The following is a 13,313-nucleotide window of genomic DNA, read 5'->3' as shown; positions in this document are numbered from 1 at the left end:
CCAACGATAGGGTGCGGGGCTTGACCCCATACTTTGATCAACAAACGTCGGAAGACGGTAAGGAACTGTGCGATGAGCGATACCAAATCCAAAGAAGGCGGCAAGACGGTCGTATTTCGTGACCAGAACATGCGGACCAGCTATTCCAACGTGGTCAATGTTGCCGCCACATCCGAGGAATTTGCACTGTTGATCGGCACTGGCCGTTCGTGGCACGGGCGGGGCGATGAATTCGAGGTCGACCTGAACGACCGCGTCATCATGACCCCGCAAACCGCCAAGCGGCTTGCCGCGATGCTGGTGAACGCAATTGCCCAGCACGAGGCCCGCTATGGCAAGATCGACGCATCGGCCCAGCCGCCATCGCCTGAGAACGCGTCGATGCCTCCGATGGGAAATGCCTGAAAATGACCACCCTGCGCGGTTCGTATGCTTGAACAGCCTTTGAACGACGCGAAAGCGGTGCAGGGCGGTATGGAAGACACTGCCGCCCCGGACCTTCACGGTCAGCTTGCCGTCTGGTGCCGCAAGCTGGTCGAACAGGTCCGGGGTATCCGCGAGGCGGGGATTGTCATTCTGGACGAGAGCAGCGCGCGAAAAATCGCCTGCTCTCCAGATGCGATGCCTTTGAACCGGTCCGGTTATGCGATGGCCCTGTCGCAGATGCGCGCGGCGGGCTCGGCGGTGCTTTATCCGCTGGACCGCGCCGAGGACGATATTACCGAAGTGATCGCGCTGCCGCTTGCTACGATAGAGGGCAACGCGGCGCTTTTGGTGGGGCTGGGTGCCTTGCCTGCGGATCAGGTCGAACTGATCATGGCGCATCTGAATGCTGCGACCGGCTGGGTTGTCCATTATCTGTCGCTGGAACGTCTGTGCAAAGCCATGCGCGAGGTCGAGGTGCAGCAGAACGGTTTCGCGCTGTCGGCGGAATTGCTTGACGCGACCAGCCCGACAGAGGCGCGACAGGCGTTCACCTCGCTTGTGGCGCGGTATCTGGGGGCGTCGCGGGTGGCGCTTGTGCGGCGCGGGGTCTTTGGCAGGATGCGCCTCAAGGCTGTCTCGGGAGAGGCGAAATTCGACCGCCAGACGCGGCTGAACGACCTGACGGAACAGGCCGGATACGAGGCGCTTGTCCGCCGCGAGGATGTGATCTGGCGGGTGGGTGATCCTGCGGGAACGGTCCTGTCCAACCTTGCGTCCGCCCATGGCGACGGCGCGATTGCCGCGATCCCGCTTGGCGATGCCAAGGGCCGGATGGTCGAGGTTCTTATTATTCAATGGCCCAGCCGAAAGGCCATGCCGGACCTGTCTTTGTGGAATGCCTTGTGGATTCTGGCGCGCCCCGTGTTGCAGTTGCAGGATCAGGCGCATCGGGGGTTTATCAAACGCAACGGCGCGGCGGCCTGGCATGGGTTGGGTGTTTTGTTCGGACCACGCGGGCTGAAGGCCAAGGTCATCACCACGCTTGTTATAGCCGCGGTCATCGCCATCGTCGTGATCAAGGTGCCGGACACCCTGCGGGCCGAAACGGTGATAGACGACCCCGACCTACGGGTCGTCAGCGCCCCGGCCGACGGGTTTCTTGAATCGGTTTCGGTTCTGCCGGGTGACACGGTTGTCGCAGGGCAGGAAGTGGCGCGGATCGACGCATCCGACTTGCGCTTGCGCGAGGTCGAGCTGGAAGCGCAGGTTGCCCGCCATCTGGCGCAGGCGTCGGTATCGCGGCGCGCGCGGGATCTGGGGTCTGCCGCCGTGGCCGAGGCGGAAATGGCGGAGGCGCAGGCGCGCCTTGACCTTGCCCGCCGCGATCTGGAAAACGCCGTGATCCGGGCGCAGTCGGGCGGATTGGTTCTGGACGGCGACCTGCGGCAGCGGATCGGGTCCAAGATCACCTATGGCGAGACCTTGATGCAGATCGCGCCACGCCGTGGCATCGAACTGCGCGTCTCGGTCGATAACCGCAATGGTGCCAAACTGTTGCCGGGCATGACCGGCACCCTTCGCCTGAAATCTGCCCCGCAAAGCCCGCTGCAACTGACGGTGACGCGGATCAAGCCGAACGCCGAAACTGTCGACGGCGAACTGCGCTTTGTCGGCTATGCCGATCTTGCGCCCAACGACCTGCGGCTTGAAAACGGCATGCAGGGCATCGCCCGTCTGGATCAAACGCGCAAACCGATCTGGAAAGTCTGGATCGAACCGGCGTTGGAAATCGTCTATCTGTTTTTCTGGCGCTGGTTGCCCTAGTGGCCCGCACGCAGCTTCTTAGTCAGGATTGGTACCGGCTGGCCGATCTGAAGCCGAGGCTGCGGCAGCAGGTCGATGTCGCCCTGCACGACTATCTTGGGCGCGCATGGTTCGTGTTGTCGGATAAGTCATCGGGCAAATCCTTTCGCGTCCCCGCCGAGGATTTCGACATCCTGCGCCGGTTCGACGGCAAGACCACCGTCGACAGGATCTGGAACGATCTGGCATGGAGCCAGCGCCGCGACCTGCCGCCGCAGGACGAGTTCATCGAGTTGGTGTCAAAGCTTTACGAGGGTGGGTTGTTGAATGTGGATGCGGTGCCCCGGACCCAGACGCTGGCCCGCACGCAAAATGCGAAGCGCACGGAATGGGTCTCGCGGTTTCTGAAATCGCCGGTGACGCAGAAAATCCCGTTGTTCAACCCGTCGGCTTTGCTGCGCCGCCCTGCGTTGACGTGGATCGCGCATCTGGTTTTCGGCCCCGTTGGTTTTGTTCTGTGGGCGATGCTGATCCTTGCTGCGGGGGTCACGGCGATTGAGCGCTGGCAGCCGCTGACCGAAAACCTTGCCGACCGCGCGCTGGCACCATCCAACCTGATCGTGTTGGCCTGCGTTTATCCGGCGGTCAAGCTGATCCATGAATTCGCCCACGCGCTGGCCGTTCGGCGTTTTGGCGGCGATGTGACCCAGGTCGGGGTGATGTTTCTGGTCTTTGTGCCGATGCCCTATGTCGATGCCAGCGACGCGAACCGCTTTGCCAGCCATTCCAGCCGCGCGCTTGTGGCGGGGGCCGGTATCCTTGCGGAATTCGCGATTGGTGCCGCCGCGATCCTGCTGTGGGATCAGGCCGACCCCGGCCTGTGGCGGGCCGTGCTGTTCAACGCGATTTTCATCTGCACGGTCTCGACGCTGCTGTTCAATGGCAATCCTTTGCTGCGCTTCGATGCCTATTATGCGGTGGCCGATCTGACCCAGACGCCGGGTCTGGGCACGCGCGGGCAAAAGCTGCTGGGGCGGCGGTTCAAGCGGTTTCTGGCGATGGACCCCGGCCCCGATACGGAACTGGCGGGAGCAAGTGCACGAGCATGGATGAGCAGCTATGCCGTTCTGGCGGGTATCTACCGTTTGGTCATCACCTTCTCTATTGCGCTGGTTGTAGCGGGAAAGCTGCCCTATGTGGGGCAGGTTCTGGCAGTATGGGTGGTCATCGGCGGGCTGATCTGGCCTAATGTCAAAACGGTCTGGGACATGTCCCGAAGTGCTGAATTCACACAGAAAAGGGGCAAGGTCGGGATGCGTGTGATTGCCTTGTTGGCGGGGGTGGCAGGTGCCCTTTTGCTGTTGCCCTTGCCAAGTCACACAACGGTTCCCGCACTTGTGACCAACGCGCAGGGCGCCGCCGTTTTCGCCGAAACCGAAGGCATGGTGGTCGCGCTGGACGCGACACCGGGCGCCAAAATCGAGGTCGGCGACGTGTTGATGCGGCTGGAACCCGAAAGGCTGCGCACCGAAAAGATCGCGATGGCGGCGCGGATTGCGGCGGCAAGTGCCAAGCTGCGTCAGGCGGCCTCTGCCGCAAATACCCCGCTGGCCGAGGCCGTCGGGCGCGAATTGCGCGCCCTGAGCGAAAGCCTCGAGCGGATCGACGCACAGCTTGGTGTGGCCGATGTTCATGCGAACAACGCCGGCGTCTGGAACCCCGAAACGCCCTTACCCCGTCTTGGCCAGTTCATTGCCCGCGGGGCGCGCATCGGCTGGATCGACCGGCCAGAGGCCCGCCGCATGGTGGCGCGACTGCCCGAAACCGCCTTGCGCGATCTGCAACGGGGTGTAACCGGCGGCACGGTTCTGCTGGGGCTGGGGCAGACCGTCGATGTGCCCGCCAAAGACATCCACCTGCGCCCGAATGCCACCCGCCAGCTTAGCGATGACCGGATGGCGGACCGTCTGGGCGGGCCGGTGATGACCGAGGTCACAGATGACGGAAAGGGGCTGCGGGCGCTGGAAACCGGCTTTCCTGTCGAGGTCAATATGGACCTGTCAGATTTGCCCGTCGGCCGGATCGTTCAGCTAAAGCTGCGCTACCCCGCAGAGCCGCTGTTCTTTCGCGTCTGGCCCCGCGTGGTTTCCATTGTGAGCGAGCGTTTTGGTCCGGGCCGCTGATGTTCCGCCGCCGCGGGGCACGCTGTCCTTGCGTCCGACAGAGCGTCTGCCGCAATTGCGAGAGCAGATCGGCTGGGGCCTTGGCCTGCGGGTGCGGCGCTGGACCATGACCAACCGCATCATGCGGCGCAGGATTCTGGCGGCGGTTCACACGGCGCGTGGCCGGTATGACCAGACCACCGACGCGGGCATTGTTCTGGCGGCGAATGACCTGCGCGGCCGGTTGCGGCAGGGACGTCTGACGCCACGCCTGATGGCCGATGCAATGGGCCTGATCGACGAGGCCCTGTTTCGCACGCGGGGCTTCCGGTTCCATGATACCCAGCTTCGCGCGGGCATTGCCCTGTCCGCCGGATATTTCGTCGAAATGGCAACGGGCGAGGGCAAGACGCTGACCGGCACCTTGCCCGTTGCGATGCATGCACTGGCCGGATGCGCCTGCCACGTGGTCACAGTCAACGACTACCTTGCCGAGCGCGACGCAGAGGAGGCGGCGCCGCTGCTGGAACGGTTGGGGTTGTCGACCGCCTGTGTCCTGCACGACATGAAACCCGAGGAAAAGCGCGCGGCCTATCTGGCGGATGTGACCTACTGCGCGAACAAGGAACTGGTGTTCGACTATCTGCGGGACCGTGCGAAGCTGGCGCAGGCGTCGCCTCTGGCGTATCGGTTGCAACTGTCCGGCATTGGCAGTGAATTTGCGGGGGCCAGCGGGCCGGTGGTGCAGGATCTGGATTTTGTGGTGATTGACGAGGCGGATTCCGTGTTGATCGACGAGGCGAACATTCCTCTGATCCTGACCGAACCCCAACCCGACAGCCTGTCCGAGGATTTTTTGCGGCAGGCCATCTATCTGGCCGAGATCGCCGGCGACGAGGTTTGGCAAAGCGCCGACCAGCTTGGCTACCGGACCCTGAAAACCGACCGGCTTCATGCGCTGATCCAGCGGTTGCCGCAGGCCGCACCCGAATGGAAATCCTTTGCCCTGGCCGAAGAATTGCTGATTCAGGCCAAGACAGCGCAGGACCGATATGTCCGGGACGTCAATTACATCATCGAAGAGGAAAAGCTGGTTCTGGTCGATCCTCAAACCGGGCGCCCGACGCCGGACCGGTCCCTGCCATGGGGGTTGCAACAGGTGATCGAGATCCGCGAAGGGCTAAAGCCAAGCGCCACGCGCCGGACCATCGGAAAGCTGAGTTTCCAAAGCTATTTCCGGAAATACCACAAGATGTGCGGGATGAGCGGCACGCTGCGCGAGGTCCGCAGGGAACTGACGAAAACCTATAATGTCCCCGTCGTGGCCGTGCCCACGAACCGCCCTGTCATCCGTTTTCAGGCGGAACGTCACCTGTTCGAAACCACGGATGAGAAAATCGAATGGGCGGTGTCCCGTGCCAGACAGCTGGCCGCTGATGGCCGCGCAATCCTGATCGGGGTGTCATCTGTCGCCCTGTCCGAGCAGGTCAGCGCCGCGCTTCGGTCGCATGGCATGGCGCATGGCGTGCTGAATGCGCGGCGTCTTGCCGAAGAGGCAGAGGTGGTGGCCGGTGCCGGACAGGCCGCGATCATCAACGTGGTGACGAACATGGCGGGTCGCGGCACGGATATCAAACTGTCGCACAGCGTTCGCGGGGCGGGCGGCCTGCACGTTATCATTCTGGACGCGCTGGAAACAGACCGTCTGGACCGGCAGCTATATGGCCGTGCGGGGCGGCAAGGCGACCCTGGCAGCTTTGACATATGCCATTCGCTCGACGAGCCGGAACTGGCCCGCCTGATGAAGGCGCGGTCACTGCGGTGGATCGGGCGGTTGTTTTCGGTCTATCGTGCTGCGGGAACGCGTGTCTACTTTGCGGTGCTGGCCCGTCGGCGCCGCTATCTCGAGGGCGTGCGGCGCGACCGCAGGTTGAAACTTCTGAACAGCGAGGAAAAGCGAAATGATGTCCTGGTCTTCACGCGGCGGGTTTAATCCCGTTGGATGTTTCGGCGTCCCTATGGCCATTGCCGCATGCCTTTGGGCCACGGTCGCCACGGCACAGGATCCGGGGCAGGGCATTGCTTCGTCCGAGGTGCACTGCATCCTTGCGCCACTGCGGGACACGGCCCTGTCGGTGTCCAGCCGCGAGGTGGTCGCCGAACGGCATGTCGATCTCGGGGATTTTGTCGATCAGGGGCAGGTTTTGTTGCGGTTCGCCTCGGGTGGATTGGCGGCCCGGATAGAGCGCGCAAAGGCCGAGCTGGAATATGCCGACCGCAAAAACAGTCGGGGTGCGCGGTTGAGCAAGGTCTTGACCGACGTCGAAAAGGACGAGCTGAGCACCGATCTTGCCGTCAAACGCGCCGCCTTGCGCGAGCTGGAGCTGGAGGCGCTTCGGTTCGCGATCCGCGCGCCACACAGCGGTTTCATCATCGAAACCTCTGTTGATGTGGGCGAGGTGGTCGAGGATAAGCCGGCGCTGCGTTTGGTGCAGATCGACCAGTTGCGGGCCGAAATCGACCTGCCCCTTGCCTATCTGCGGGACTTTGAAAAAGGCCAGACCATCCAGATTGCAAGCGGCGAGGCAGAGCCGCGATCCGCCAAGGTCGCCTTCGTTGATCCGGTGATAGATCTGGCCAGCCAGTCGTTCCGCTTGCACGCCGAGGTCGACAATTCCGACCTGCTTTGGGTCGCGGGTTCGGGGTGCCGCGTGGTTGCGGGGCAATAGGGGGTTTGCGACGACGCAGCAAGCGGCAGTGCCGGAAACGTATGATTAAGGTGATTGTTGCGGCGGGAAAGAGGCCTTAGGCTTTGCCGGAATGCGGTGGTTTACGGAGGCGTTTCGGATGCGCTGGATTATTCGGCTAGTTGTGGCCTTTGTGGGTGTTGCGGTGCTTGGGGTGGCGGGGTTGTTCGTCTTGCCGGGGGACCGGATCGCGCGGCTTGCATCCGAGCAGATCACAAAAGCTACGGGTCGCAGCGTCAGCCTGTCCGGCGATGTGCGCCCGTCGTTTTTTCCGCGGTTCGGCGTCAGCACCGGGCACGTCGAGATCGCGAATGCCGACTGGTCCGATGCGGGACCGATGCTGGTGGCGGACAGGTTGTCGATCGGGCTTGACCTGAGGGCGTTGGTTTCCGGCCAGATCAAGATCGGTCAGGTCGAGGCGATTGCCCCGCGTATCCTGTTGGAAAAGAACGCATCCGGTCAGGGAAACTGGGAGTTCGCAAGCGCGGTCGCTGCGAACAAGATCAGTGCAACCGCCCCTGCCGGCCCGACGCCGGCTTCGGCTGCGGTCAAACCGTTTTCCATTGAAAGGGCCGTGATCACACAGGGTTCCCTGATCTACATTGATCGGAAATCCGGCATTCGGACAGAGATGACAGATGTGACCGCCGACCTGCGGGTGCCCGATTTCACTGGCCCTGCCTCGTTTGATCTGTCGGCGCGCGCGCATGGCCAGCCGTTCAAGGCAAAGCTGGGCGTCAGCGGGTTCGGGGCCTTTCTGGCCGGTGGCGTTTCGCCGGTGGCGCTGTCGTTGACTGCGGGTGGGTCCGATATCGTCTTTGATGGCCGTGCCGGTCTAAGCCCCGTTGCCGCGTCCGGTGCAATGAAGGCGGAATTGCCCGATCTTGCTGCCGTCACCCGCCTTGCCGGACAGCCCGCGCCCGATCTGCCAAAGGGGCTGGGCCAGTCTATCGGCGTGTCGGGCAAAGTGACCTATGCGGCCGACGGCCCGCTGACCTTGCGCGATGGCATCATCCGGCTGGACCAGAACCGGTTGATGGGAAATGCGGATCTGTTTTTGGCCGAAGTGCCACGGTTGAATGGCCAGTTCACCGCAGGGGCGCTGGATTTATCTGGGCTTGGCGACGGCGGGACAAGCGGCGCAAAGGCTGCTTCCGGCGGCGCGGTGGACAGGGCGGGAAGCACGGCGGCTCAAACGGCGGGGTGGTCAAAGGCGACCATCGACGTCAGCGGCTTGTCGGCTGTGAACGCCGAGATTTCGCTGGTGGCGGATGGCGTGGATTTCGGTTCGGTCAAACTGGGAAAAACCCGCGTTCTGGCGACCCTTGACCGGTCGCGGGTCGTGTTCGACCTGCGCGAGGTGCAGGCCTATCAGGGCGTGTTCAGCGGCCAATTCATCGTTAACGGGCGCGGCGGGCTGTCGGTTGGCGGTGATCTGAAGGCGGCGAATGTTGCGATGAACCCCTTGTTGTCCGCCTTTGCCGACTATGACCGGCTTAGAGGGCTTGCCAATCTGCAGGTCAAATTCCTAGGTGTCGGGAATTCGATGAATGCGATTATGAACAGCCTGTCGGGTAGCGGTGCGTTCCAGATCGGCAAGGGAGAGCTGCGCGGGCTGGATCTGGCGGGCATGCTGCGAAACCTTGATGCATCTTACGAGGGCGAAGGGGCAAAGACGGTTTTTGACAGGATCACCGCGACGTTCACAATGGACAAAGGTGTTCTGAGCAATGACGATCTGGATTTTGCCGCGCCGGTTCTGACCGCAAGCGGGGCGGGGCAGGTCGGGTTGGGGGACCGGACGCTGAACTACCGTGTCACGCCGGTGGCCCTGGTGAAATCCGACGGATCGGCCAGAATCACCGTTCCGGTTCTGATCACCGGCACATGGGCCAAGCCGCGGTTCAAGGCCGACCTGAAATCTATCGCTGACCAGAAACTGGAGGTCGAGCGCAAGAAAATCGAGGCGCAGGCCCGCGTGAAGCTGGAGCAAAAGCTGCAACAGGAACTGGGGGTGACCGTGGAAGAGGGGCAATCGGTCAAGGACGCTGTGAAACAGAAACTGGAGGAGGAGGCGGTCAAGGGGCTGCTGAATCTGTTCGGCAAGAAGAACTGAGGCGGCGGGGGACCTTCGGGCAACGCCATGATCCGCGATGAAAAAGCCACCAATAAAAAAGGCCACAGAAACCTGTGACCTTTTGAATTCTCACGTTTGACCGGTGCTTAGCGGCGGCGGTCGCGGCGGGCTGACATCGGCTGGAAGGCGACGCCGACATGGGCCTCGCAATAGGGTTTTCCCGGTTGGCTTGCCAGACCACAGAACCAGAAGTCATCTGTGGCAGGGTCGCCGATGGGCCATTTGCAGGTGCGCTCTGTCAATTCCATCAGGCTGATTTTCGCGGATTTCTTTTCGATCTCGCGGACAGAGGCCAGGGCCTCGGGGCTGATCTCGTTCGCAGAGGGCTGCGGTGGCAAAGGCTGACCGGCTGGAATGATCAACTTTCGGGCGGGCATGGGTGCGGGCTCTGGCCGCTCTGGTGCCGGTTTTGCCTCAACGCGCGGTTCGGCCTTGGGGGCCTCGGTCTTTGGTTCGGCCTTTGGCTTTGCCTCGACCTTGGGGGCTGGTTTTGCGTCGGCCTTGGCGGGGGGCGTGCCTGCGCGGTTCGACAGGCCCAGGCGGTGGACTTTGCCGATCACGGCATTGCGGGTCACGCCGCCCAGTTCCTTGGCGATCTGGCTGGCGCTTTGGCCCTCGCCCCACATTTTCTTCAGGGTCTCGACACGCTCATCGGTCCAGGACATAGGTCTTCCTTCATGACAAACGGCCCTTTGGCGGGCGTTCCCGCCCCGAAACCAACGGGCCTGCTTGGATTAAATCTCTTGCCCCCTATTCTAATCACCATTCGGCGGGATACAAGCGCCCTTGGAAAACGAACGAAAGGTTTGATCATGGCACAGCTTGGCGATCTCGGCACGCGGCGCTTCGGGCGGTTCAACTGGTTGGGAACATACACATTGGCCAGCCGCGAGAACCGGCGCTTTCTGGCAGTATGGAGTCAGACGCTGATGGCACCGCTGATCACGGCGGGGCTGTTTCTGGCGGTGTTCAGCCTGTCTATCGGCCCGTCGCGGGGCGATGTGATGGGGGTGCCGTTCCTGCAGTTCCTTGCCCCCGGCATTCTGATGATGACGGTGATCCAGAACGCTTTTGCCAATACCTCGTCGTCTATTGTGGTGGCCAAGGTGCAGGGCAATATTGTCGACACACTGATGCCGCCGCTGTCGGCGCTGGAATTGGTGATTGGGTATATCGCCGGTGCCATCGGACGCGGGATGTTTGTGGCGGTGGCCATTCTGGTGGTCATGGCCCTGTTTCTGGGGATGGGCATGGCGCATCCGTTGTGGGTGCTGGTGTTCACGGTTCTTGGCAGCGCCTTGCTGGGCGGACTGGGGATTATCGCCGCGATTTATGCGAACAAATTCGACCAGATGGCGGCGATTACCAACTTTTTGATCACGCCGCTGTCGTTCCTGTCGGGCACGTTCTATTCGATCGAGACGCTTCCGCCGCTGGTTCAAAAACTGACCCACCTGAACCCGATGTTCTATCTGATAGACGGGGTCCGGTTCGGCGTGCTTGGCACATCGGACAGCTCTCCCTGGGTGGGGCTGGCGGTCTGTTCGGGGACGACCTTTGCCGTTCTCTGGCTGTGCTGGTTCTGGTTCAAGCGCGGTTACCGGATGAAGGCCTGATCCAGCGGAGGCGCGTGCCGCGCGGATATTTTTCCAAGAAGAGGCACAAGGTGCGTTCTGTCCGCCGGGCAAGAACCGATGGACAGGACGTTTGAAACTGTATAACCCGCAATCATGATCACACGCGCCACATATACAGTGACCCTGCGACGCCGACGCTAACCCGTCTGCGCCTGCCTGTTGATCTTGCGCGTTTCTTGCGCACCCCCACGCCCCATCATTGACTTGGCCCTGCCATTACGGCACTCAAAGGGCGACCCCATAAGGATTTTTGCGATGATCCCCAGTATTCTGCCGACCTATTCCCGTGCCCCCCTGAGCTTTGTCAAAGGCGAGGGAAGCTGGCTGATCGAGGCGGATGGATCGCGCTATCTTGACCTTGGGGCGGGGATTGCGGTGAATGTTCTGGGCCACGCCAATCCGGCATTGGTCGATGCGTTGACGCATCAGGCGCAGACGCTTTGGCATGTGTCCAATCTGTACAACATTCCGCAGCAGCAGGCGCTGGCGGATCGGTTGGTCGAGGCGACCTTTGCCGATACGGTGTTTTTCACCAACTCCGGCACCGAGGCCTGCGAGCTGGCCGTCAAGATGGCGCGCAAATACTGGTACGAAAAAGGCCAGCCAGAGCGGACCGAGATCATTACTTTTGACGGATCGTTCCACGGCCGGTCGTCTGCGGGGATTGCTGCCGCCGGATCGGAAAAGATGGTCAAGGGTTTTGGCCCGTTGTTGCCGGGGTTCGTTCATCTGCCGTTCGGCGACCATGACGCGTTGCGGGCGGCGACCACCCAGACCACCGCCGCGATCCTGATCGAGCCGGTGCAGGGCGAGGGCGGCATCCGTGTTGTGCCTGACCAATGCCTGAAAGGCCTGCGCGATCTGTGCGATACGCATGGCATCCTGTTGATTTTCGACGAGGTTCAATGCGGCATGGGGCGGACGGGCAAGCTGTTCGCGCATGAATGGGCCGGTGTGACGCCGGACATCATGATGGTGGCCAAGGGCATTGGCGGTGGCTTTCCTTTGGGGGCGGTTCTGGCCACCGAAGCCGCGGCCAGCGGAATGGTTGCGGGCACGCACGGATCGACCTATGGCGGCAACCCGCTGGCCTGCGCCGTGGGCTGCGCTGTCATGGATATCGTCGCGACGGATGCGTTTCTGGACGGGGTGAACCGCCGCGCCGGTCTGTTGCGGCAAAAGCTTGAAGGGCTTGTTGCCAGCCATCCTCAGGTGTTCGAAAGCGTGCGTGGCGCTGGCCTGATGCTGGGATTGAAATGCAGGGCGTTGAACAGCGATGTGGTCAAGGCCGGATACGCGGCGCATGTTCTGACCGTGCCTGCCGCCGACAACGTGGTGCGGCTGCTGCCGCCTTTGAACATCACCGAAGACGAGATCGCGGAGGCGATTGCACGGCTTGATAAAGCTGCGAGTGCCCTGGACCAAGCGAACACATGAGGCAAGCGGCAAAGGCCCGCGCCCGAAGGACAAGACAATGAAGCATTTTCTGGACATCCATAAAACCGACCCTTCCGATTTGCGGGGCATGATCGATCAGGCGCGGGTCATGAAAGACGCCCGTGCGGGCAAGCCCAAGGGCACGCCGGACGCGGAGCAACCGCTGGCGAACCACATGGTCGCGTTGATTTTCGAGAAACCCTCGACCCGGACGCGCGTGTCGTTCGACGTTGGTGTGCGCCAGATGGGTGGCCAGACGATGGTTTTGTCCGGCTCTGAAATGCAGCTGGGCCATGGCGAGACAATTGCCGATACGGCCCGCGTTCTGTCGCGCTATGTCGACCTGATCATGATGCGCACATTCGAGGAAACCACCCTGCTGGAGATGGCGGAATACGCGACGGTTCCGGTCATCAACGGTCTGACCGACCGGACGCACCCCTGCCAGATCATGGCCGATATCATGACCTATGAAGAGCATCGCGGCCCGATCGCGGGCAAGAAGGTGGTCTGGTCGGGCGATGGCAACAATGTCTGTGCCTCGCTGATCCATGCGGCGGGCCAGTTCGGCTTTGACATCACCTTTACCGGCCCGCAGACGCTGGACCCCGAGGCGGAGTTTCTGGCCCTTGCCAATTCCAAGGGTGTCAGCGCCACGATCGAGCGGGACCCGATGAAGGCAGCCGAGGGCGCCGACCTGATCGTCACCGACACCTGGGTGTCGATGCATGATCCGCAATCCGCGAAAGAGCGGCGGCACAACCAGTTGCGCGGCTATCAGATCAATGACCGCCTGATGGCGCGGGCAAACCCGGATGCCTTGTTCATGCATTGCCTGCCGGCGCACCGCGAGGACGAAGTCACCAGTGACGTGATGGACGGCCCACATTCCGTGGTTTTTGATGAAGCTGAAAACCGCCTTCACGCGCAAAAAGCCGTGATGCGCTGGTGTCTTGGAGTATGA

At 62.1% G+C, this 13,313-nt stretch carries 10 protein-coding genes; 9 read left to right on the top strand and 1 reads right to left on the bottom strand.

Going from position 1 to position 13,313, the window contains the following annotated elements; all coding sequences use genetic code 11:
- The first annotated feature begins 72 nt into the window (after positions 1–72).
- The 6 genes from ACEN2R_RS00350 (at position 73) to ACEN2R_RS00325 (ending at position 9,254) form a co-directional block, all read left to right on the top strand.
- Entirely contained in the window at positions 73–405 is a 333-nt protein-coding gene (locus tag ACEN2R_RS00350) for a DUF3467 domain-containing protein (protein WP_442038058.1), read from the top strand.
- A gap of 24 nt (positions 406–429) precedes the next feature.
- A complete protein-coding gene (locus ACEN2R_RS00345) occupies positions 430–2,250 on the top strand; it encodes an efflux RND transporter periplasmic adaptor subunit (protein ID WP_442038057.1) in 1,821 nt (606 codons plus the stop codon).
- Entirely contained in the window at positions 2,250–4,412 is a 2,163-nt protein-coding gene (locus ACEN2R_RS00340; RefSeq protein ID WP_442038055.1) for a hypothetical protein, read from the top strand. The genes ACEN2R_RS00345 and ACEN2R_RS00340 overlap by 1 nt, the downstream gene beginning before the upstream one ends.
- A complete protein-coding gene (locus tag ACEN2R_RS00335) occupies positions 4,396–6,384 on the top strand; it encodes a preprotein translocase subunit SecA (protein WP_442038053.1) in 1,989 nt (662 codons plus the stop codon). Before ACEN2R_RS00340 ends, ACEN2R_RS00335 begins: the two co-directional genes overlap by 17 nt.
- Entirely contained in the window at positions 6,353–7,120 is a 768-nt protein-coding gene (locus tag ACEN2R_RS00330) for an efflux RND transporter periplasmic adaptor subunit (protein WP_442038051.1), read from the top strand. Before ACEN2R_RS00335 ends, ACEN2R_RS00330 begins: the two co-directional genes overlap by 32 nt.
- Positions 7,121–7,238: 118 nt before the next feature.
- The gene (locus tag ACEN2R_RS00325; RefSeq protein WP_442038049.1) at positions 7,239–9,254 is read left to right on the top strand and encodes an AsmA family protein; all 2,016 of its coding nucleotides are present in this window, start codon (positions 7,239–7,241) and stop codon (positions 9,252–9,254) included.
- Between the two features lie 107 nt (positions 9,255–9,361).
- Here ACEN2R_RS00325 and ACEN2R_RS00320 read toward each other — a convergent pair whose 3' ends face one another.
- Positions 9,362–9,940: a GcrA family cell cycle regulator gene (locus tag ACEN2R_RS00320; RefSeq protein WP_442038047.1), complete on the bottom strand. Its 579-nt coding sequence runs from the start codon at positions 9,938–9,940 to the stop codon at positions 9,362–9,364.
- Positions 9,941–10,087: 147 nt separating this feature from the next.
- Here ACEN2R_RS00320 and ACEN2R_RS00315 point away from each other — a divergent pair, with 147 nt between their 5' ends.
- The 3 genes from ACEN2R_RS00315 (at position 10,088) to argF (ending at position 13,313) form a co-directional block, all read left to right on the top strand.
- The gene (locus ACEN2R_RS00315) at positions 10,088–10,891 is read left to right on the top strand and encodes an ABC transporter permease (protein ID WP_442038045.1); all 804 of its coding nucleotides are present in this window, start codon (positions 10,088–10,090) and stop codon (positions 10,889–10,891) included.
- A 276-nt stretch (positions 10,892–11,167) separates the two neighbouring features.
- Positions 11,168–12,349, top strand: coding sequence for an aspartate aminotransferase family protein (locus ACEN2R_RS00310; RefSeq protein ID WP_442038043.1), 1,182 nt, complete (start codon positions 11,168–11,170; stop codon positions 12,347–12,349).
- Between the two features lie 37 nt (positions 12,350–12,386).
- Positions 12,387–13,313, top strand: coding sequence for an ornithine carbamoyltransferase (gene argF, locus ACEN2R_RS00305; protein WP_442038041.1), 927 nt, complete (start codon positions 12,387–12,389; stop codon positions 13,311–13,313).

Origin of the sequence: Pseudogemmobacter sp. W21_MBD1_M6 (assembly GCF_052119585.1) — a bacterium.
Taxonomy (GTDB): domain Bacteria; phylum Pseudomonadota; class Alphaproteobacteria; order Rhodobacterales; family Rhodobacteraceae; genus JBGQOJ01.
Note: the sequence above shows the minus strand (reverse complement) of the source record. Positions and strands in the feature narration are given on the sequence as shown.

Bases quoted from the DNA above. Each gene is read 5' to 3' on its own strand.
- ACEN2R_RS00350 (WP_442038058.1), top strand. From the start codon at position 73: ATGAGCGATACCAAATCCAAAGAAGGCGGCAAGACGGTCGTATTTCGT.
- ACEN2R_RS00345 (WP_442038057.1), top strand. From the start codon at position 430: ATGCTTGAACAGCCTTTGAACGACGCGAAAGCGGTGCAGGGCGGTATG.
- ACEN2R_RS00330 (WP_442038051.1), top strand. From the start codon at position 6,353: ATGATGTCCTGGTCTTCACGCGGCGGGTTTAATCCCGTTGGATGTTTC.
- ACEN2R_RS00325 (WP_442038049.1), top strand. From the start codon at position 7,239: ATGCGCTGGATTATTCGGCTAGTTGTGGCCTTTGTGGGTGTTGCGGTG.
- ACEN2R_RS00320 (WP_442038047.1), bottom strand. From the start codon at position 9,940: ATGTCCTGGACCGATGAGCGTGTCGAGACCCTGAAGAAAATGTGGGGC.
- ACEN2R_RS00315 (WP_442038045.1), top strand. From the start codon at position 10,088: ATGGCACAGCTTGGCGATCTCGGCACGCGGCGCTTCGGGCGGTTCAAC.
- ACEN2R_RS00310 (WP_442038043.1), top strand. From the start codon at position 11,168: ATGATCCCCAGTATTCTGCCGACCTATTCCCGTGCCCCCCTGAGCTTT.
- argF (WP_442038041.1), top strand. From the start codon at position 12,387: ATGAAGCATTTTCTGGACATCCATAAAACCGACCCTTCCGATTTGCGG.